18 protein-coding genes are annotated in these 20674 nt (G+C 68.1%); 15 read left to right on the top strand and 3 right to left on the bottom strand.

Features of this window, described 5'->3' with window-relative positions:
- Nucleotides 1–48: 48 nt before the first annotated feature.
- Nucleotides 49–2547, top strand: a complete 2499-nt coding sequence (cckA, locus tag SJY11_RS11680) for a cell cycle histidine kinase CckA (RefSeq protein WP_376986779.1) — start codon at nucleotides 49–51, stop codon at nucleotides 2545–2547.
- Nucleotides 2548–2550: 3 nt separating this feature from the next.
- Here cckA and SJY11_RS11675 read toward each other — a convergent pair whose 3' ends face one another.
- On the bottom strand, nucleotides 2551–3579 hold the full coding sequence (locus SJY11_RS11675; protein ID WP_376986778.1) for a DmpA family aminopeptidase: 1029 nt from the start codon (nucleotides 3577–3579) through the stop codon (nucleotides 2551–2553).
- Nucleotides 3580–3817: 238 nt separating this feature from the next.
- Between SJY11_RS11675 and recA the strand changes: the two genes are divergently transcribed.
- The 8 genes from recA (at nucleotide 3818) to tnpC (ending at nucleotide 13699) form a co-directional block, all read left to right on the top strand.
- A complete protein-coding gene (gene recA, locus SJY11_RS11670) occupies nucleotides 3818–4864 on the top strand; it encodes a recombinase RecA (protein ID WP_192642763.1) in 1047 nt (348 codons plus the stop codon).
- A 243-nt stretch (nucleotides 4865–5107) separates the two neighbouring features.
- Nucleotides 5108–7750 carry an alanine--tRNA ligase gene (gene alaS, locus SJY11_RS11665; protein WP_376986777.1) on the top strand — a complete coding sequence of 881 codons (2643 nt, stop codon included), beginning with the start codon at nucleotides 5108–5110 and terminating at the stop codon, nucleotides 7748–7750.
- A gap of 7 nt (nucleotides 7751–7757) precedes the next feature.
- On the top strand, nucleotides 7758–8924 hold the full coding sequence (locus SJY11_RS11660) for a cyclic nucleotide-gated ion channel (protein WP_376986776.1): 1167 nt from the start codon (nucleotides 7758–7760) through the stop codon (nucleotides 8922–8924).
- Nucleotides 8921–9565, top strand: a complete 645-nt coding sequence (locus SJY11_RS11655; protein ID WP_376986775.1) for a hypothetical protein — start codon at nucleotides 8921–8923, stop codon at nucleotides 9563–9565. The genes SJY11_RS11660 and SJY11_RS11655 overlap by 4 nt, the downstream gene beginning before the upstream one ends.
- 355 nt (nucleotides 9566–9920) lie before the next feature.
- On the top strand, nucleotides 9921–10559 hold the full coding sequence (locus SJY11_RS11650) for a hypothetical protein (protein WP_376986774.1): 639 nt from the start codon (nucleotides 9921–9923) through the stop codon (nucleotides 10557–10559).
- A 703-nt stretch (nucleotides 10560–11262) separates the two neighbouring features.
- Nucleotides 11263–11658 (top strand): IS66-like element accessory protein TnpA, encoded by a 396-nt coding sequence (tnpA, locus tag SJY11_RS11645; RefSeq protein ID WP_376986773.1) that lies wholly within the window; start codon nucleotides 11263–11265, stop codon nucleotides 11656–11658.
- Nucleotides 11655–12002, top strand: a complete 348-nt coding sequence (gene tnpB, locus SJY11_RS11640; RefSeq protein WP_376986771.1) for an IS66 family insertion sequence element accessory protein TnpB — start codon at nucleotides 11655–11657, stop codon at nucleotides 12000–12002. Before tnpA ends, tnpB begins: the two co-directional genes overlap by 4 nt.
- Nucleotides 12003–12049: 47 nt before the next feature.
- Nucleotides 12050–13699, top strand: a complete 1650-nt coding sequence (gene tnpC / locus SJY11_RS11635) for an IS66 family transposase (protein WP_376986770.1) — start codon at nucleotides 12050–12052, stop codon at nucleotides 13697–13699.
- 420 nt (nucleotides 13700–14119) lie between these two features.
- On the opposite strand, the gene SJY11_RS11630 is transcribed toward tnpC, so the two are convergent.
- Nucleotides 14120–15334 carry an NADP-dependent isocitrate dehydrogenase gene (locus SJY11_RS11630; protein ID WP_376986769.1) on the bottom strand — a complete coding sequence of 405 codons (1215 nt, stop codon included), beginning with the start codon at nucleotides 15332–15334 and terminating at the stop codon, nucleotides 14120–14122.
- 289 nt (nucleotides 15335–15623) lie between these two features.
- On the opposite strand from SJY11_RS11630, the gene SJY11_RS11625 reads away from it, so the two are divergent.
- The 3 genes from SJY11_RS11625 to SJY11_RS11615 all read left to right on the top strand — a co-directional run bounded on the left by SJY11_RS11625 (nucleotide 15624) and on the right by SJY11_RS11615 (nucleotide 17878).
- Entirely contained in the window at nucleotides 15624–16448 is an 825-nt protein-coding gene (locus SJY11_RS11625) for a hypothetical protein (protein WP_376986768.1), read from the top strand.
- Nucleotides 16449–16502: 54 nt separating this feature from the next.
- A complete protein-coding gene (locus SJY11_RS11620; protein WP_376986767.1) occupies nucleotides 16503–17234 on the top strand; it encodes an SDR family NAD(P)-dependent oxidoreductase in 732 nt (243 codons plus the stop codon).
- Between the two features lie 98 nt (nucleotides 17235–17332).
- Complete coding sequence (locus tag SJY11_RS11615; protein ID WP_376986766.1) at nucleotides 17333–17878, top strand: 2,4'-dihydroxyacetophenone dioxygenase family protein; 546 nt, start codon at nucleotides 17333–17335, stop codon at nucleotides 17876–17878.
- 113 nt (nucleotides 17879–17991) lie between these two features.
- On the opposite strand, the gene SJY11_RS11610 is transcribed toward SJY11_RS11615, so the two are convergent.
- Nucleotides 17992–18399 carry a flagellar assembly protein FliX gene (locus tag SJY11_RS11610; protein WP_376986765.1) on the bottom strand — a complete coding sequence of 136 codons (408 nt, stop codon included), beginning with the start codon at nucleotides 18397–18399 and terminating at the stop codon, nucleotides 17992–17994.
- A gap of 299 nt (nucleotides 18400–18698) precedes the next feature.
- On the opposite strand from SJY11_RS11610, the gene SJY11_RS11605 reads away from it, so the two are divergent.
- Genes SJY11_RS11605 through SJY11_RS11595 form a run of 3 tightly spaced genes read left to right on the top strand, consistent with a single transcriptional unit; the run spans nucleotide 18699 to nucleotide 20611 of the window.
- Nucleotides 18699–19763 (top strand): flagellar basal body P-ring protein FlgI, encoded by a 1065-nt coding sequence (locus SJY11_RS11605; protein WP_376989312.1) that lies wholly within the window; start codon nucleotides 18699–18701, stop codon nucleotides 19761–19763.
- Nucleotides 19763–20119, top strand: coding sequence for a rod-binding protein (locus SJY11_RS11600; RefSeq protein WP_376986764.1), 357 nt, complete (start codon nucleotides 19763–19765; stop codon nucleotides 20117–20119). The genes SJY11_RS11605 and SJY11_RS11600 overlap by 1 nt, the downstream gene beginning before the upstream one ends.
- A gap of 3 nt (nucleotides 20120–20122) precedes the next feature.
- Nucleotides 20123–20611 (top strand): hypothetical protein, encoded by a 489-nt coding sequence (locus SJY11_RS11595; RefSeq protein ID WP_376986763.1) that lies wholly within the window; start codon nucleotides 20123–20125, stop codon nucleotides 20609–20611.
- Nucleotides 20612–20674 lie beyond the last annotated feature (63 nt).

Raw genomic sequence — 20674 nt, 5'->3', positions numbered from 1 at the left:
CGGTCGCCATCGGGCCGGCGCGTCGCCAAAGGGACGGACCACACCGCAATGGGCGGCACCACGACTGCGATCGATCGCTCCGACAAGCCGGGCCATATCGGCATCATCCTGCTGGTGGCGGGGCTGCTCGTCGGCTCGGCGATCGCGCTCGGCTTCATCGCCAACGAATGGGCGCAGCCGCTCATACTGGGGCTGCTCGCCTTGCTCTCGGTCGTCGGCGTCTTCGGCCTCTTCGCCTTCGCCATCGGGCTCGTGCAGTTCTCAGGCCGCGCCGCCCGCAACGACCTCACCAAGGCGATCGTCGACCGGGCCGACGAGGGCGTCGTCGTCACAGAGGGCGAGACGGCGATCGTCTACGCCAACGAGGCCTATCTGGCGCTGGCCGGCGCGCGCGGCGCCAGCGATCTGCGCCCGGTCGGCAGCCTCTTCACCGGGCGCGCCGAGGTCTCGGAGGCGATCTACCGCCTCGCCACCGCCGCGCGCGAGAGCCGCAAGCTCGTCGAGGAAGTCCGGCTCGAGCCGGCGCTGGGCGGCCGCGGCGCCGTCGGCTGGTACCGCATCAAGGTCTCGCCGCTGCGCCGCGACGGGCGGCCCGCCACGCTCTGGTCGGTCGCCGACGTCACGCCCGAGCGCGAGCGCCAGGAGAACGCCTTCCAGGAACTCCAGCACGCGATCGACTATCTCGACCATGCGCCGGCCGGCTTCGTCTCGATCGATGCCGACGGCGAGGTCTCCTATCTCAATGCGACGCTCTCCGGCTGGCTCGATTTCGACCTCGCCCGCTTCGGCTCGGGGGGCTTGCATCTCGACGACATCGCGACGCCGGCCGCCGCCGCGCTCGTCCAGGCCATCCGCGGCCATGCCGGCGACGTGCGCGTCGAGGTGCTCGACGTCGATCTCAAGCGCCGCAACGGCGCCCCCCTCCCCGTGCGCCTGCACCACCAGGTCGCCTTCGGCAGCGACGGTCGCGCCGGCCCCTCGCGCACGCTCGTCCTCAACCGCGCCCCGGGCGAGGCCGGCACCGACGGTGGCAGCGAGGCCGAGATCCGCTTCGCCCGCTTCTTCCACTCGACGCCGATGGCGATCGCCACCGTCGACCGCAACGGCGCGATCCTGCGCGCCAACGCCGCCTTCGCCCGCCTGACCCCGACCGGGCCGCAGCCCGCCACGATCCTCGATCTCGTCGCGCCGGGCGGCGGGCTCGACCGGGCGCTGACCGAGGCGATGGAGGGCCGTTCCGAAATCACCCCGCTCGACCTGACGCTCGCCGCCGACGAGACCCGCTCGGCGCGGCTCTATCTCTCCCCCGTCGCCGCGACCGAGGACGGTGACGGCGAGCGCGCCATCATCTACGCGCTGGAGACCACTGCCGAGCGCAAGCTCAAGGACAACATCGACCAGGCCCAGAAGATGCAGGCCGTCGGCCAGCTCGCCGGCGGCATCGCGCACGATTTCAACAACGTGCTGCAGGTCATCATCAACGCCTCGGAGTTCCTGCTGGCGAGCCACCGCCCGACGGACCCCTCCTTCCCCGACATCATGCAGATCAAGCAGAACGCCTACCGCGCCGCGGCGCTGGTGCGGCAGCTGCTCGCCTTCTCGCGCCGCCAGACGCTGCGCCCGCAGGTGCTGGAGCTCGGCGACGTGCTCTCCGACCTCTCGCTGATGCTGAAGCGCGTCGTCGCCGACAAGGTCACGCTCGATGTCCGCCAGGGCCGCGACCTCTGGCCGGTCAAGGCAGATCTCGGCCAGCTCGAGCAGGTCATCGTCAACCTCGCCGTCAACGCCCGCGACGCCATGGCCGATGGCGGCAAGCTCACCGTGCGCACCCGCAATGTCGAGCGCGCCGACTGCGCGACCTTCGCCCATGCCGCCCTGCCCGCGGACGACTACGTCCTGCTCGAGGTCGAGGACACCGGCACCGGCATCGCGCCCGAGCATCTCGACAAGATCTTCGAGCCCTTCTTCACCACCAAGGAGGTCGGCAAGGGCACGGGCCTGGGCCTCTCCATGGTCTATGGCATCGTCAAGCAGACCGGCGGCTTCGTCTTCTGCGACTCGGTCGTCGGGCGCGGCACGATCTTCCGCATCTTCCTGCCCCGTCATGTTCCCAGCGAGGAGGAGATCGCCGCCGAGGCCGCGGTCAAGGAGGCGCCCAAGAAGGTCGCCGCCGACCACACCGGCGCCGGCGTCATCCTGCTGGTCGAGGACGAGGACGCGGTCCGCGCGCTCAACGCCCGCATGCTGGTCTCGCGCGGCTACACCGTCCACGAGGCCGCCTCGGGCGTCGAGGCGCTCGACATCTTCCTCGCCCATGACGGCCAGATCGACCTCGTCGTCTCCGACGTGGTGATGCCCGAGATGGACGGCCCGACGCTGCTCGGCGAGCTGCGCCAGCGCAACCCCAACACCAAGGTCGTCTTCGTCTCCGGCTATGCCGAGGAAGCCTTCCGCAAGAACCTGCCCGAGGGCGAGGATTTCCAGTTCCTGCCGAAACCCTTCACGATGAAGCAGCTCGTGGAGACGGTGAAGGCGGCGATGGGCTAGCGCTCAGCCGAGCGCATCCGCCAGTGAGGGCCGGCTGTTGCCGTCCCGCCCGATGATCGCCGGCGCCGCCAGCATCGCGTTCAGCACCGCCTCCTGCGTCGCCTCGGCCGCGGCACGGAACGGTCCGTCGATCCGGCTTTCGTTGAGCATCGCCATCGGCAGGATGTCCGCCGCCTCGTGATGGGCGATGCGTCCCGCCGTGCTGAAGGCCACCGCGATGTCGCCGCTGCCATGGCCCCAGAAGGCGCCGAGCCGCGCCAGACCCGCGCCGCAGCGGCGCGCCACCCGGGTCAGCTGCCGTGACTCCAGCGGCAGGTCGGTCGCCAGCACGATGATGACCGAGCCGCGCTCGGGCGTGGAAGGCGTCGGCACCGGCGGCACGGGCCGGCGCCCGTCCGGCAGAACGAGATCGCCGGCCACGCCGAAATTCGCCAGCACGAGCACGCCCAGGGTAAAATCCCGGCCATCCAGCCGCATCAGGCGTGACGCCGTGCCGATGCCGCCCTTGAACCCGAAGGCGCTCATGCCCGAGCCGGCGCCGACCGACCCTTCGGCCACCGGCCCGCCCGCCCCGGCCTCGAGCGCCGCAAACGCATCGGCCTCGGTCAGGGCCCGCGCGCGGATATCCGACAGGAACCCGTCATTGCACTCCAGCACCAGCGGATTGACCGTGCCGGTCTCGCGTCCGATCTCGGGATTGGCGGCCAGCGCCCGGCTGACCAGCGCGTCGAGCCCGACACCGACCGAAAAGGTGTTGCCGAGCAGGATCGGCGTCTCGATCTGGCCGAGCTCGGCGAGCTGCACCAGCCCGGCGCTCTTGCCGAAGCCGTTGATGACGTCGCAGCCCGCGCGCAGCTTGTCGCGGAAGAGATCGCCCTCATGCGGCAGCACCGCCGTGAAGCCTGTGAGAACGTTTCCTTCGCGCAGGCTGCAATGGCCGACGCGCACGCCGGCGACATCGGTGATCGCGTTCAGCGGCCCCGGCGGCAGCGTGCCGCAGATCAGCCCGAAATCGCGTGCGCGCCTGCCCATGCCGACATTCCTCCGTCCTCGGAACCGCTGCCATCCGCGCCCCGCCGTCGCCAGCCATAACCCTTCCTGCCACCTCCTGTCAGCAGGCCCGTAATGAGAACAGAAAAAGAACTTGCGAACCAGAACAAACCATGACCATCCTACGCCATCGGCGCGGATTGAGATGTCCCCGCGCCCCTGCCATAAGGAGCGCGAGTCGTGAGTTCAGGCGAATCTGAAACTGGTGGAAGGGTCCTCGATGGACAAGGCCAAGGCGCTGGATGCGGCGCTCTCGCAGATCGAGCGCGCCTTCGGCAAGGGCTCGATCATGCGCCTGGGCAAGAACCAGCAGGCGATCGAGATCGAGACGATTTCGACCGGCTCGCTCGGGCTGGACATCGCGCTCGGCGTCGGCGGCCTGCCGCGCGGCCGCGTCATCGAGATCTACGGCCCGGAATCCTCCGGCAAGACCACGCTCGCTCTGCACACCATCGCCGAAGCCCAGAAGAAGGGCGGCGTCTGCGCCTTCGTCGACGCCGAGCACGCGCTCGATCCGGTCTATGCCCGCAAGCTCGGCGTCAATCTCGACGACCTGCTGATCTCCCAGCCCGACACCGGCGAGCAGGCGCTCGAGATCACCGACACCCTCGTCCGCTCCGGCGCGATCGACGTGCTGGTCGTCGATTCGGTCGCAGCCCTCACCCCGCGCGCCGAGATCGAGGGCGAGATGGGCGATGTCCAGCCCGGCCTGCAGGCCCGCCTGATGAGCCAGGCGCTGCGCAAGCTCACCGCGTCGATCTCGCGCTCGAACTGCATGGTCATCTTCATCAACCAGATCCGGATGAAGATCGGCGTGATGTACGGCTCCCCGGAGACGACGACCGGCGGCAACGCGCTGAAGTTCTACGCCTCCGTGCGCCTCGACATCCGCCGCGTCTCGACGCTGAAGGAGCGTGACGAGGCCACCGGCAACCAGGTCCGCGTCAAGGTCGTCAAGAACAAGGTCGCGCCGCCCTTCAAGCAGGTCGAGTTCGACATCATGTTCGGCGAGGGCATCTCCAAGGTCGGCGAACTCGTCGATCTCGGCGTCAAGGCCGGCATGGTCGAGAAGTCCGGCGCCTGGTTCTCCTTCGACAGCCAGCGCCTCGGCCAGGGCCGCGAGAACGCCAAGACCTTCCTCAAGGCCAATCCCGAGATGGCTGCCAAGATCGAGGCGACGATCCGCCAGAACTCCGGCCTCGTCGCCGAGCGTATCCTCGACCAAGCGACCCCGACGGCCGACGATCTCGACGAGGGCGAGGCCTGAGCGGACACTCTCACCAAGCGTCATGCTCGGGCTTGACCCGGGCATCTCCTGCCAAGAGATTCTCGGGTCAAGCCCGAGAATGACGGCGCAGGACAACGGGCGGCCCTCGGGCCGCCCGTTGTCGTTTGGGCTCAACGCCTTGCGCTCTTCACTCTCTCGACAGCGGCAAGCCGCCTCACTAGAACGCTTGAAACCGCCGGCCCTGCCCGGAGGGCAGCCCGATAGCCAAGAGTTCGAACAGCGATGAGCGGCGTCAACGAAATCCGGTCCACCTTCCTCGACTATTTCAAGGGCCAGGGCCATGAGGTGGTGGCGTCGAGCCCGCTCGTGCCGCGCAACGACCCGACGCTGATGTTCGCCAATTCGGGCATGGTGCAGTTCAAGAACGTCTTCACCGGCCAGGAGAAGCGTCCTTACGTTCGTGCCACCACCGCGCAGAAATGTGTCCGCGCCGGCGGCAAGCACAACGACCTCGACAATGTCGGCTACACGGCCCGCCACCACACCTTCTTCGAGATGCTGGGGAACTTCTCCTTCGGCGACTATTTCAAGGAACAGGCGATCGAACACGCCTGGACCCTGGTCACGCGCGAATACGGCCTGCCCAAGGAGAAGCTGACCGTCACGGTCTATTCCGAGGACGACGAGGCCCATGGCCTCTGGAAGAAGATCGCGGGCCTCTCCGACTCAAAGATCATCCGCATCCCGACCTCGGACAATTTCTGGCGCATGGGCGACACCGGCCCCTGCGGCCCCTGCTCCGAGATCTTCTACGATCATGGCGACCACATCCCCGGCGGCCCGCCCGGCTCGCCCGACGAGGACGGCGACCGCTTCATCGAGATCTGGAACCTCGTCTTCATGCAGTATGAGGAGGCGGCGGGCGGCGTCCGCACCGACCTGCCCCGACCCTCGATCGACACCGGCATGGGGCTGGAGCGCATCGCCGCCGTGCTCCAGGGCACGCATGACAACTATGCCATCGACCTCTTCGCGGCGCTGATCTCCGCCATCGCCGACCTCACCAACGTGCCCTCCGACGGGCCGATGAAGGCGAGCCACCGCGTCATTGCCGACCATCTGCGCTGCTCGGCCTTCCTGATCGCCGATGGCGTGCTGCCCTCGAACGAGGGCCGCGGCTATGTGCTGCGCCGGATCATGCGCCGAGGCATGCGCCATGCGCAGCTGCTCGGCGCGCGGGACCCGCTGCTGCACAAGCTCGTGCCGGTTCTGATACGCGAGATGGGCCGCGCCTATCCCGAATTGCTGCGCGCCGAGGCCCTGATCTCCGAGACGCTGCAGCTCGAGGAAACCCGCTTCCGCACCACGCTCGCCCGCGGCCTGACCCTGCTCGACGACGCCGCCAAGGACCTGACCGCCGGCCAGAGCCTGAAGGGCGAGGTCGCCTTCACGCTCTACGACACCTATGGCTTCCCGCTCGACCTGACGCAGGATGCGCTGCGGGCCCGCGGCGTCACCGTCGATACGGAGGGCTTCGACGCCGCCATGCAGCAGCAGAAGGCCAAGGCGCGCGCCGCCTGGGCCGGCACCGGCGAGGCCGCGACCGAGAAGCTCTGGTTCCCCCTGCGCGACAAGCTCGGCGCCACCGAATTCCTCGGCTACGACACCGAGACCGCCGAAGGCGTGATCACCGCGCTGATCCGGGACAATACCGAGGTCGAGACGCTCGCCGCCGGCGAGACCGGGCTGATGATCGTCAACCAGACCCCGTTCTATGCTGAATCCGGCGGCCAGGTCGGCGATGCCGGTACGGTCCGCGGCGCGGGCTTCCTCGCCACCGTCGGCGATGTCCAGAAAAAGCTCGGCGACGTCTTCGCCCATGCGGTGACCGTCAAGGATGGCGTGCTGAAGCGCGGCGCCGCCGTCGAGCTGACGGTCGACCATGCCCGCCGCACCGCGATCCGCGCCAATCACTCCGCCACCCATCTGCTGCACGAGGCGCTGCGTCTCGTGCTGGGCGATCATGTCGCGCAGAAGGGCTCGCTGGTCTCGCCCGATCGGCTGCGCTTCGATTTCTCGCATCCCAAGCCGATCTCGGATGAGGAACTGCGCGAGGTTGAGGAGATCGCCAACGCCATCGTGCTCAGGAACGAGCCGGTCTCGACGAGGCTGATGAGCGTCGACGAGGCCATCGCCTCGGGCGCCCGCGCGCTGTTCGGCGAGAAATACGGCGACGAGGTCCGCGTCGTCTCGATGGGCACCAACGCCACCGGCCGCGCCTATTCGGTCGAGCTCTGCGGCGGCACCCATGCCGGTCGCACCGGCGATATCGGCCTCGTCAGCGTGGTCGGCGAGAGCGCGGTCGCCGCCGGCGTGCGCCGTCTCGAGGCGATGACCGGCAACGGCGCCCGCCTGCGGCTCAACACCGAGTCGCGCCTGCTCGACGGGCTCGCCAGCCTGCTCAAGGTGCCCGCGCACGAGGCCGGGAACCGTCTCACCGCGTTGATCGAGGAGCGCCGCAAGCTCGAGCGCGAGCTGTCGGAGGCCCGCAAGAAGCTCGCCATGGGCGGCGGCGGCGAAGCGCAGGACCCGGTCCAGGAGATCGCCGGCACGAAGCTCTTGGCGCGCGCCATCAGCGGCGTCGAGATGAAGGATCTGAAGAGCCTCGCCGACGAGGCCAAGACCCGCATCGGCTCCGGCGTCGTCGCCATCGTCGGCGTCGCCGAGGACGGCAAGGCCGGCGTCGTCGTCGGCGTGACGCCGGACCTGACCGAGCGGTTCGACGCGGTCGCACTGGTGCGCGCGGCCTCCGAGGCGCTCGGCGGCAAGGGCGGCGGCGGACGCCGCGACATGGCCCAGGCCGGCGGCCCCGATGGCGACAAGGCGCAGGCCGCGCTCGACGCCGTCGCCGGCGCGATGGGCTGAAGCCGCCATGGACGCCGCCGCCTCTGCGATGGGATGGCGGCGCCGGGTGCATCTCTGGTTCGACCATGGCGCGGGGGACGACCCTGTCGCCACCGCGATCCATCGCGGGCTCATCCTGCTGATCTGCGCGAACGTCGCGGCGATCGTGCTGGAATCGGTCCCCGACATCGCGGCGCGCTTCGGCCCGGCTTTCGCGGCGCTGGAAGCGGTCTCGCTCGTCCTGTTCACGCTGGAATATGTCGCACGCCTCTGGGTCGCCCCCGAGCATATGCGCTACCGGACGCTGCCCGCGGCGAAGGCCCGGCTGGCCTATGCCCTGTCGCCGCCTGCGATCATAGACCTGCTGGCGACATTGCCGCTTCTCTTCGCGGTCTTCGGCTTCAGCCATCTGCGGGTCCTGCTGCTGCTGCGGCTGCTGCGCTTCTTCAAGCTCGGCCGCTATTCGCCGGGCATGGCCTCGCTCGCCGCCGCGCTCCACGCCGAGCGCAAGGCGCTCTTCGCCTGCTTCGTCGTGCTGATGGGCGTGATGCTGATGACGGCGAGCCTGATGCATCTCGTCGAGCACGAGGCCCAGCCCGACAAGCTCGGCACCATCCCCGACGCGATGTGGTGGGCGATCATCACGCTGACCACGGTGGGCTATGGCGACGTCTCGCCGATCACGGCGGCGGGCAAGGCGGTGGCCGCCGTCACGGCCGTGCTCGGCCTGGTCATGCTGGCGCTGCCGGTCGGCATCGTCGCCACCGCCTTCGCGCAGGAGATCCACCGCCGCGAATTCGTGGTGACCTGGAGCATGATCGCGCGCGTGCCATTATTCGGCCAACTCGATGCGGTCGAGATCGCGGAGGTGATGCAGTTCCTGCGCGCCCGCACCGTGCGCAACGGCGTCGTCGTCGCGCATGAGGGCGATCCGCTGCAGGCGCTCTATTTCGTCGCCAGCGGCGAGGTCGAGCTCGCCTTGCCGGAGGGAAAGACGATTCTGGACGAAGGCCATTTCTTCGGCGCGCTGACGCTGGACGACGTCGCGATCACCAGCCATGCCTCGGGCGTCAATGCCGCGGTCGCCACTGCGCCGACCAAGCTCCTCGTGCTCGACCAGATCGACTTCAAGGCGCTGACCGCGCGCAGCCCGAAACTCGCCGCCCATATCCGCAAGCTGGCGCGCGGCACATGAGCCCGCGCCGTCTCGTCCTGCTGGCGGCAGTCCTCCTGCCGCTGGCAGCCCTGTCGTCGGCCAGCGCCCAGTCGCAGGCCTCCCGCAAGCCGCCGCAACCCACCGGGCCCACCCTGTCCGCCTCGCAGCGGGTGATGGCCGGCTCACCGCTGACTGTCCTGACCACCCGTGCACCGGAGGGGTCGCGGCTCGCCATCGCCCGCCCGACCGACCCGCCCGCGACCGCCATCGTCGTGGTGCCGCTGCGCGCCCGCCCCTCGGCCAGCCTGCCCACGCCGGGCGAGGCCGGCGCCTATGAGCTGCGCCTGACCCGCGACCAGGATGGCGCCCCCGTCATCCTGCTGCGCCAGCCGCTCGTCACCACGCCGCCCGAGGCGACGCTGGCCGCACCGGCCCGCATCGGCCGCGGCCAGGCCCTGCCGGTGCGCGGCATCGGCCCCAATGGCGAGCGCGACCGCGTCGTGCTGGTCCCCGTCGGCGCCGCCCCCGCGGTGGAAGGCCCATCCTTCTTCCCGCAGGAAAACGTCGAGGCGACGCTGGACGGTCCCGACCAGCCCGGCACCTATGAGCTGCGCTATGTGATGGACGCCCCCGTCAGCGGCCTGCGCGTGTTGGCGACGCGGGCGGTCAGCGTGGAGTGAGGGCGGGGGCAGTCGCCCGTCATTGTCACCGCGCGAACCACCGCTTGTCATTCCGGGGCTTCGCGCCAGCGAAGAGCCCGGAACCCATGACCACCGCGCTTGACGATGAGCAGCGCGGTGTCGGCACCCGACCCATTGACCAGCGCTATCGCCGCGGGTGGCGGAGTCGGGACCTGACAGTCATATCAATGGCCCTCAATCCTGACCGACATGGAACCATTCGCGCATCCCGATGTGTGTGATGGTCGTGGGCTGTGCAACGATACGGGTCTAAGGCGTCGTGTGCGGGCGGCAAGGATGGGGCGGGCGCGGGACGAAAGATCTGTTCACACTAGTCTTATCTGTCGCGATGTTAATGCTGTCGGCCGCACGGATCTCCGCTCAGCCGTGGCCGACCTTGCCGGATGGAAGCCTGGTTCTGACCATCCAGGGCGATCGCGTGATCCTCCCTGCGCCGATGTTGCAGCATCCGAACCGTGTGACTTTCCACAAAATTCCAACCATCGCATTCAGCGCCGGAGGCACGAATCTGGCAACTGTGATCGCCAATCCCGATCGCTTCCGTCCCTTGCTCGATAACAACATCGGCGGAGTAAGCGTCAGTTTCAACATTGGGCAGTTGTGGGGGCGCGACCCGGATCAGGAAGCCGATGCCGACCTCATTCGTCAGCAGCTTTGGCTCGGCGCATTCGAGATTGGGACACAGTACGACACGCACGGTATGAGCCGGGAGATGTGGCAAAACCGGCGATGCGCGCGATCTTCGATTTGGGAGGGGTGGTACGAATTCCGAAACTTCTCACATGTTCTGCCAGAAGGCGCCCGCACCGGCAATGAACGGCGTATTTTCCAAATTTGTGCCGGTCAATTTATCATTTCCTACACTGTTCCAGTGCGCTGGTTTCCCCGCGAGCGCCTGCCGGAGCTGCATGATCGTCTCGTCGCCTTCTTCGCGGCGATGCTTCCAGATTCTCGGCTTGAGGTTTTCCCATGAGCGTCATTATCACAGACGCCGGCTGATAGTGCCGGCAACTGGCAGGCGCTGCGTCGGGAGATGGGCTGAGCATCCGCTAATGGTGGAACAGCTTCGAAGTGGGCGAACAAATGAGCGCGAGCAGGATCGGCGCATGCAGCACCTTGTGGAATGGCGGCTGACGCCGCCGGTCAGACGCACAGCGCGCCCGATCGATTGATCAGGGGCCGCTTTCGACCTCCAAGCTTCGAGCGGGCATAACCTCGCTCCCTTATCCCCGCAACACCGCCCACCCCTATCCTCCCCGCGCTGCACCCGACCAAGGGGGCTGTCGCGAGGCGTCGTGCGGCCGGGTGTGGTGGCGGGTTTCGGGAGGCGTCGCCGTCGCGGGCGGGGGCTCCCGGAGGTTGAGCGGCAGTAAGTCCCCTCGTCAGGGACGATCGGCCGTGACGCCCAAAATCCCCGCGCGCGGAGCCGGGCGGCGCGAGATCGGCGCTGCATCGACCTCGACATCGACATTCGACATCGGCACGCGGCTCTGGTCCGCGCGCCACCCGACTCCGCGCATCCCCTTTCGGGGGAATTGGTGCGAAACCCCGCGGCTTTCGGCCGGTCGGGGGGTTTGGTGCGCAGCGTCGATGATATTCCCCGGAACCACCCCCGTCGTACCCCTACGAGCTCGGCCGTCTTGAGGATTGATGCTTGGGGGTGAGAATGTGTCTGTATGGACGTCTATACAGGCACACCGATCAGTCGGCTTGAGATCGTTGAGCGGGGCGGTCGGCGGCGCTTCAGCGATGAAGCGAAACTGCGGATCGTTGAGGAGAGCTATTCGGGTCGGCGACTGGGCTCGGCGACGGCGCGCAAGTACGCGATCACGCGCTCGCAGTTGAACGATTGGCGCGATGCCGCACGTGCCGGTCGGCTTGGTCCCGCTTCAAGCGCTGGGTTCATTCCGGCTGTGATCGTGCCGGAGGTGACGGCGACGACCAGCCCGCTGCCGGTGGATGGCAGCCGGATCGAGATCGTGACGTCGAACGGGCGGCGTGTCGTCGTCGACGGAAGGGTTGATGTTGATACGCTGCTTCGTATCATACGCGGCCTGGAGACGCTGCGATGATCCCGGTCCCGCCGGGGGTGAGGGTCTGGCTTGCGACGGGTTACACCGACATGCGCCGTGGCTTTCCGGGCCTGTCGCTGCAGGTTCAGGAAGTGCTTAGCCGTGATCCGCTGAGCGGGCATCTGTTCTGTTTCCGAGGGCGCCGCGGCGATCTTTTGAAGGTGATCTGGCATGATGGCCAAGGGGCCTGCCTGTTCACCAAACGGCTGGAGCGGGGACGCTTTTTGTGGCCGAGTCCGGCGGATGGGGCAGTGACGATCTCTACGGCTCAGCTCGGCTATCTTTTGTCGGGAATCGATTGGCGTAGCCCCCAGGAAACTTGGCGTCCGACGCGGGTCGGCTAGGATTTGCCTTTGAAATCGCAGGCTAAATCTGATTCACTGGCTTCGTGATGGTGAAGCCGGACGATCTTCCTTCGGACCTCGCGAGTGCCTTGGCGGCGCTGCGGGCCGAACGCGAGGCGCGGTTGCAGGCCGAGGCGGTGGCCGCCAGCGCGCAGGCGAAACTCTCGGACACCGAGGCGTTGATCGCGCATCTGCAGCTGATGATCGAGAAGCTGAAGCGCGAGAAATACGGCCAGCGTTCCGAACGCACGGCACGGCTGATCGAGCAGATGGAGCTTCAGCTCGACGAACTCGTGACCGCGGCGAGCGAGGACGAGCTTATCGCCGCCGCCGCGGCGACGAAGAGCGGGACCGTGCGCGCCTTCACGCGCAAGCGGCCGGTGCGCAAACCTTGGCCCGAGGACATCGAGCGCGAGCGGATCATCATCGATCCACCCTCTGCCTGCGCCTGCTGCGGGGGATCGCGGCTGTCGAAGCTGGGCGAGGACGTGACGCAGACGCTGGAAGAAATCCCGCGCCGCTTCAAACTGATCGAGACGGTGCGCGAGAAGTTCAGCTGCCGGGATTGCGGGAAGGTCAGCCAGCCGCCGGCGCCGTTCCATGCGACGCCGCGCGGCTTCATCGGCCCGCAACTGCTGGCGACGATCCTCTTCGACAAGTTCGGCATGCACGCTCCGCTCAACCGTCAGAGCACGCGCTTCAAGGCCGAGGGGATCGACCTGCCGCTGTCGACGCTGGCCGACCAGGTCGGCCACGGCACCTTCGCCCTGAAGCCGGTCTTCGATCTGATCGAGGCCCATGTGCTGGCGGCCGAGCGCCTTCATGGCGACGACACGACGGTCCCGATCCTGGCGAAGGGCAAATGCGCGACCGGGCGGATCTGGACTTATGTCCGCGATGATGGCCCCTTCGCCGGACCTGCGCCGCCGGCGGCGGTGTATTACGCCTCAAGCGATCGCCGCGGCGAGCACCCTCAAAAGCATCTGGCCGGGTTCGCCGGCATCCTTCAGTGCGACTGTTACAATGGCTTCGAGCCGCTGTTCGACCCGCAGCGGAAGGAACAGCCGATCACGCCGGCCTTTTGCTTCGCCCATGCCCGGCGCGGCTTCTTCGAGCTGGCCGACATCGCGAAAAAGGCCCGCGATGGCGTGAAGGGAAAGCCGGTCTCCCCGGTCGCCCTGGCGGCGGTGAAACGCCTCGACGCGCTGTTCGAGATCGAGCGCGCGATCAACGGGCGCAGTGCCGAGGAGCGGCGGGCAGTGCGGCAGGAGAAGAGCAAGCCGCTTCTCGACGAGATGCATGCCTGGCTGCTGCATGAGCGAGAGACACTCTCGCGCTCCGCCGAGGTCCTGAAGCCGATCAACTACATGCTCAAGCGCTGGGCCGACTTCGCCCGCTTCCTCGACGACGGCAGGATCTGCCTCAGCAACAACGCGGCCGAAAGAGCGCTACGAGGCATCGCTCTGGGGCGGCGCAACTGGACCTTCGCCGGCAGCCAGCGCGGCGCCGACCGCGCCGCCGTCATGCTCACGCTCATCGCCACGGCTCGCCTCAACGACGTCGATCCGAAAGCCTGGCTCGCCGACGTCCTGGCGCGCATCGCCGATCTGCCCGTCTCATGTCTGCACGAACTGCTGCCGTGGCAGTGGCGCCTCCTGCGCGAAGCCGAAAAGCCCGCAGATCAGAAGGCCGCCTGAACTTCACGTGCCGCCATCATAGCCCCCGTGGCCCTCGCGCGAAGGCTTCCGTCATGCGGCCCTCCTCGTATGCGTACCCCCCGTCATCCTGGGCGGCCGCAGGCCGACCGGGATCCATCATAGGGCGCTGTCCAGCACTAGGATGGATCCCGGCCTGCGCCGCGTGCCGCGGCTTGGCCAGGATGACGGCGTGGAGGAAATGGGGTTATCCGCCCCAAGCGCGACATCGTCCCGGGCGCAGCGCAGCGGAGACCCGGGACCCATTCCGGAACCTCGATCGGAAAGGCTCCGGAATGGATCCCGGATCGGCGCGGCTACGCCGCTTGTCCGGGATGACACGCATGAGAGGGACACAGCCACCCCACAAAAAAGCCCGCCCGTCACCGGCCGGGCTCCTGTCGTCGCGAATGGCTCGCCCGCTCAGGCGGCCATGGCCTTCTTCATGTTCTCGCTGACCTTCTCGAGGAAGCCGGTGGTCGAGAGCCACTTCTGCTCGGCGCCGACCAGCAGGGCCAGATCCTTGGTCATGTCGCCGGCCTCGACCGTGTCGACGGTCACCTTCTCCAGCAGCGTCGCGAACTTCGCCAGCTCGGCATTGCCGTCGAGCTTGGCGCGGTGGGCGAGCCCGCGGGTCCAGGCGAAGATCGAGGCAATCGAGTTCGTCGAGGTCTCCTTGCCCTTCTGATGCTCGCGATAGTGGCGCGTCACCGTGCCATGCGCGGCCTCGGCCTCGACGGTCTTGCCGTCCGGCGTCATCAGCACCGAGGTCATCAGGCCGAGCGAGCCGAAGCCCTGCGCCACCGTGTCGGACTGCACGTCGCCATCATAGTTCTTGCAGGCCCAGACATAGCCGCCCGACCACTTCATCGCCGAGGCGACCATGTCGTCGATCAGGCGGTGCTCATAGGTGATGCCGGCAGCGTCGAACTGCGCCTTGAACTCGGCCTGGTAGATCTCCTCGAAGATGTCCTTGAAGCGCCCGTCATAGGTCTTGAGGATGGTGTTCTTGGTCGAGAGATAGACCGGGTATTTGCGGATCAGGCCGTAGTTCAGCGACGCCCGGGCAAAATCGCGGATCGACTCGTCGAGATTGTACATCGCCATGGCGACGCCGGCGTCCGGGGCCTTGAAGACCTCCTTCTCGATCACCGCGCCGTCCTCGCCGACGAACTTGATCGACAGCGTGCCCTTGCCGGGGAACTTGAAGTCGGTGGCGCGGTACTGGTCGCCATAGGCGTGACGGCCGATCACGATCGGCTGGGTCCAGCCGGGAACGAGGCGCGGCACGTTCTTGCAGATGATCGGCTCGCGGAAGATCACGCCGCCGAGGATGTTGCGGATCGTGCCGTTGGGGCTCTTCCACATCGACTTGAGGTTGAATTCCTTCACGCGGCCTTCATCGGGCGTGATCGTCGCGCATTTCACGGCGACGCCGTGCTTCTTGGTGGCGTTGGCGGCGTCGATCGTCACCTGGTCGTCGGTGGCGTCGCGGTTCTCGACCGAGAGGTCGTAATAGTCGAGCTCGAGGTCGAGATAGGGGAAGATCAGCGTGTCCTTGATCTTCTGCCAGATGATGCGGGTCATCTCGTCGCCGTCCATGTCGACGACCGGGTTGGCGACCTTGATCTTGCTCATGTGAAACGACCCCTGCTGCTGGCCAGACGTGAAGCTCTCCAGACTGCGGCATGGGCGCCGCAGGCGGTTGGCCGCTTCCTAGAACATCGGCCCGCAAAGGGAAATGCGGTTTTCGGCTAAGCCGGCGCAAAAGCGCGCCACTCCGGGCGGCGCCCATGTGGCAAGCGCGGCTTTCGCGCAACGCCGGGCAGCCGATCGCGAACCGCCCCATCCTCGCCGCAAAATCGTCCGGATCGGCCCCGAGCCTCGCGCGCTCGCCACCCCCGGAATCCGGAAGACCGCCTTGCCCATGCCTTCGCTCCCGTCACAGTCTGCTCTCGCCTCGCCCCCGCGCCCCCTCGCGCTGGCCGCGCTCCTGCTGCTGGCCACTTCGCCCGCAGCCCGGGCGCAGGCTCCCGCCGAGGAACCGGCGCAGATGCTGGACGCCGCCTTCGGAGAGGAGGCTGAGACGAGCCTGTTTGCGCCGATCCCGCGCTGGGAGGCGACGGCGCCGGAGCCTGCGCCGGAGGTCCCGGGCTATCTGACGCCCGGCTCGCCCCGCCGCAGCGCGGGCCGCAACCCGCTCGCCCGGCCGGAGATCGCCGCGACGCCGATCCGCCGCGGGCTGGCGCCGGGCGCAGGCCCGCTGCCGGCCGCGACCGAGCGCGCCGTCGGCATGAAGCTCGGCGCCGACCAGCTCTCGCTCTCGACCGAGATCGTCACCGGCCAGGGCGGCTGGCAGCGCCACGACACGCGGCTGGGTTGGAACGTGACCCGGGGGGCCGATGCCGACAGCGACATCGTCTGGAGCGCAGCCGCAGGCGGCAACCTGCCCGCGGCCGGCACCGTCGAGCAGACCGGCGAGGCCGTGCTCGGCTACCGTTTGCGCCCGCACGACATCGTCACGCTGACGACCGAGATCGCGCTCGCCGGCCGCTATACCTTCGCCGCGCAGAACGGCCTCGCCGGCAGCCTGACGCCGCGGGTGAAGGTCGTCGCCGACCTGACGCAGCCGTTGGCGACGCCCTGGCGCACCACGCTCAACCTCAGCCTCGGCCGGCAGGTACCGATGGTCGGCCGCGACCTGCAGACCAACGGCACCGCCCTGCTCAGGCTGGAACTGCCGACGCCCTGAAATGCAGGGCGGGCGCCCTTCCCGTCCAGCCGGCGCCCCGGTAGTCTCGGGCCCATGACAACCGACGCGCCTTCTTCCACACCCCGCTTCGCCCTCGTCACCGGCGGCACCCGCGGCATCGGCCAGGGTGCCGCGCTCGCGCTGGCGGCGGCCGGCTACGAGATCCTCGCCACCGGCCTGACCGAGGACGAGGTCGCGGCCGCACCGCCCCACCCCGCGATCCGCCATGCCCGGCTCGACGTCACCAGGGACGACGAGGTCGCCGCCCTCGTGGCCGCCTGCCCGCGGCTCGACGCGCTGGTGAATTGCGCCGGCATGATCCAGCGCGGCGGCAAGGAATTCGAGATCGAGGCCTTCCGCCTGACGGTCGAGGTCAACCTCACCGGCACGATGCGGATGTGCCTCGCGGCGAAGGACAAGCTCGCCGCGAGCCGCGGCGCGATCGTCAACATCGCCTCGATGCTGACCTTCCATGGCTCGGCCTATGCCCCGGGCTACTCGGCGTCCAAGGGCGCGATCGGCCAGCTCACCAAGTCGCTGGCCGCCGCTTGGGCGGGCGACGGCATCCGCGTCAACGCGGTCGCGCCGGGCTGGATCGCGACCGAGCTGACGCGGCCGCTGGTCGAGGACGCGGCCCGCTCGGCGCCGATCCTGGCGCGCACGCCGATGAACCGCTGGGGCCAGCCCGGCGATGTCGGCGGCGCCATCGCCTTCCTGCTCTCGGATGCGGCCGCCTTCATCACCGGCACGATCCTGCCGGTCGACGGCGGCTATCTGGCGGTCTGAACGGCGGCCAAAAAACGCAACCGGCACAAGACGATGCCGGGCACATCTGAATCGGTTCGGCAACGACGGTTCAGCCACCATCCAACGGGAGAAACGCGATGAACAAGGTCAGCCCCATTCCGGTCGCCGCCAGCGACGCCGAGCGCTGGACGCCCTATCGCCATCCGCAGCCGAAGGATTCCCCGCCCGAGCTGATCGTGCCCAACGTCATCCCGGAGGATGAGCGCGTCTGGGTGCCGGTCGACGACAATGTCTGGTTCCGACCCCTCTGCCTCAGCGTGACCCGCGGCTACTGGATGAACCTGCTGCGTGTGCGCCGCTCCGGCGTGCTCTCGCGCCACCGCCACCCCCAGCCGGTCCATGGCTATGTGCTGAAGGGCAAATGGCGCTACCTTGAGCATGACTGGGTCGCGACCGAAGGGTCTTACGTCTACGAGGCGCCGGGCGAAACGCATACGCTGGTGGTCGATCCCGACACCGAGGAGATGATCACCATGTTCCAGGTCAATGGCGCGATGATCTATGTCGACCCCGACGGCAAATGCCTCGGCTATGACGATGTCTTCACGCGGCTCGACAAATGCCGCGCGCATTACGCCAGCAACGGGCTCGGCGCGGAGTATGCGGATCAGTTCATAAGGTAGGCATCGCTCGCACGTCATTCTCGGGCGAAGCGAAGCGCAGACCCGAGAATCTCAGGACAAGAGGGCTCTGGTTTCCGAGATGGTCGGGGCAAGCCCGACCATGACGCCCTCGCCTACCGCCCGAGCTTGGCCAGTTCCACCGCGGCTCGCAATTCGATATGCGCCAGCACATCGTCGAGGCGCGGGTCGTCGGTCGCCTCGCGGCGTTGGGCGAGATTGGCCCGGATCTGCTCGAGTTCGGAGAGGTTGACGCGGCCTGAGAGCAGCGCCGCCTTGAGCCGGTCGAGCCCGTCGAGCAGGTCGTGGCCGCGTTTGGCCTGGCGCTTCTTGCGCTCCTGCGGCTCCTCATAGGCCTGGACCGCCAGCAGCGTGTCGAGCGGGCCCGACGCGGCGATCCCGGCGCTGCGGGCGCTGGCTGCGCCCTCCTTGGTCGGCAATGTGAAGGCGGCGCCGCCCGAGCGCCGCGCCGTCCCGGCCGGGCCGACATTGGAGATGGGTGCGCGCTGGTCGATCCGGATCATGGTCGCCTCGCGATATCGGTCATGCCAAAACCCTCGCGCCGGCATGGTTAACAACCGGTAAACCACCCGGCAGAAACTGCCGCCCCGGCAGGATCGGCCGGCATCCGTAGCGTGGCCTCACCCTGCGCCGAATTCCCAAACAACTGATAAATCAGTGTTTTCAATTTGTCGCGGTCTGGCATGGGGATCGCAGGGTCGAAGGCGACCGCTTTTCTCCAGCCGGTGAGACCATGTTTCGCAAAGCCGCCCTGACCTCCCTGGTGACGCCGCTCGCCGCGCTGCTGGCGCTCGGCCTCGCCATGGCCGCCAGCCCGGCCCACGCGCTCTCCCGGATCAAGGACCTCGCCTCGGTCGAGGGTGTCCGCTCCAACCAGATTCTCGGCTACGGCATCGTCGTCGGCCTCAACGGCACCGGCGACACGCTCAACAACGCCCCCTTCACCAAGCAGTCGCTGACGGCCATGCTGGAGCGGCTGGGCGTCAACACGCGCGGCGCCAACATGCGCACTGCCAACGTCGCCGCGGTGATGGTAACCGCCAACCTGCCGCCCTTCGCCACCCAGGGCACGCGCATCGACGTCACCGTCTCGGCGCTGGGCGACGCCAAGTCGCTGCAGGGCGGCACGCTGCTGGTGACGCCGCTGCTGGGCGCCGACGGCGAAGTCTATGCGGTCTCGCAGGGGCCGGTCGCGATCGCCGGCTTCTCGGCCGAGGGCGACGCCAGCAAGATCACCCGCGGCGTGCCCACTGTCGGCCGCATCGCCAATGGCGGCGTGGTCGAGCGCGAGATCGACTTCGCGCTGAACAAGCTCAAGACGCTGCGGCTGTCGCTGCGCAACCCCGACTTCACCACCGCGCGCCGCATGGCCGCCGCGATCAACGACTTCCTCGGCGGCGACGCAGCCGAGCCGACCGACCCCTCGACCGTGGTGCTGCAGATCCCGCCGCGCTTCCAGGGCAACATGATCCGGATGCTCACCGACATCGAGCAGCTGCGCATCGAGCCCGACCAGCTCGCCCGCATCGTGATCGACGAGCGCTCCGGCATCATCGTCATGGGCCGGGACGTGCGGGTGTCGACTGTGGCGGTGGCGCAGGGGAACCTGACCGTCACCATCACCGAACAGCCCCAGGTCAGCCAGCCCGGGCCTCTGGCCAATGGCGAGACGGTGGTCACGCCGCGCACCAATGTGAAGGTCGACACCGGCGGCGGCAACAAGCTCGCCCTCGTCCGCGAGAGCGTGACGCTGGCCGAGCTCGTCGACGGGCTGAACGCGCTCGGCATCGGGCCGCGCGACCTGATCTCCATTCTCCAGGCCATCAAGGCGTCCGGCGCCCTCCAGGCCGAAATCGAGGTGATGTGATGAGCCCGACCCTTGCCCTGCCTGCCGCCAAGCTCGGCCTCAACCTCGCCGGAAGCCTGGTCAACGGGCTTTCCAACGCCCTCGACCCGGCCAAGGCGAAGGCGAAGAAGCAGGCCGACGATTTCGAGACGATGTTCCTCGAGCAGGTGACGCAGCAGCTCACCGCAGCCCCATCCGGCAGCGAGGGCCCGCTCGGCGAGAACGGCATCGGCGGCGACGTCTACAAGTCGCAGCTCACCCAGGAATACGCCAAGCAGATCCAGAAGGCCGGCGGCATCGGCCTCTCCGACAGCATCCTGCGCGATCTCCTGCGCGTGCAGGAGCAATCCGGCGCGGCTCAGTCCTTCGGAGCCTGACGAATGTCGTTCGCCAGACGCGTTCTCGACGAACGGCCACGCATCGCGACGGCGCTGGAAGCCAGGGCGCTGGTCGAGAGCGTGCTCGAGGCGCTGGCGGCCCTGTCGCATCTGGTCGGCGAGGAAACCGAACTGGTCCGCGCCGGGCGGCTGCCCGAGGCGCTGACACGCGAGCCGCGCAAGACCGAACTGGCCGGCATCTACATGCGTGGCGTCGAGCAGGTGAAGCTCAATGCGGTGGCGCTGGCGCGTTTCGTGCCCGACCAGGTCCAGCGCCTCAAGGCGTCGCACGGCGCCTTCCAGACGCTGATCGAGACCAACCAGATCGTGCTCGCCACCGCGCGCGCCGTCTCGGAATCGATCATCCGCGACCTCGCCGCCGATGCGAACCGCCCGAACCGCGCGGCCGGCTATGGCCCCACCGCCACCGTCGGGGCCGGCGCCTTCGCGCGGCCCAATGCCGGGCCACTGATGGTCTCGCGCCGCCTCTGAGGCGGCTGCAACGGGACCTCTCAATATTTACCTAATTTCTTGACGTCGGATTCAAGTTTATCT

Source organism: Allobosea sp. R86505 (assembly GCF_042466375.1).
Taxonomy (GTDB): Bacteria; Pseudomonadota; Alphaproteobacteria; order Rhizobiales; family Beijerinckiaceae; genus Allobosea.
Note: the sequence above shows the minus strand (reverse complement) of the source record. Positions and strands in the feature narration are given on the sequence as shown.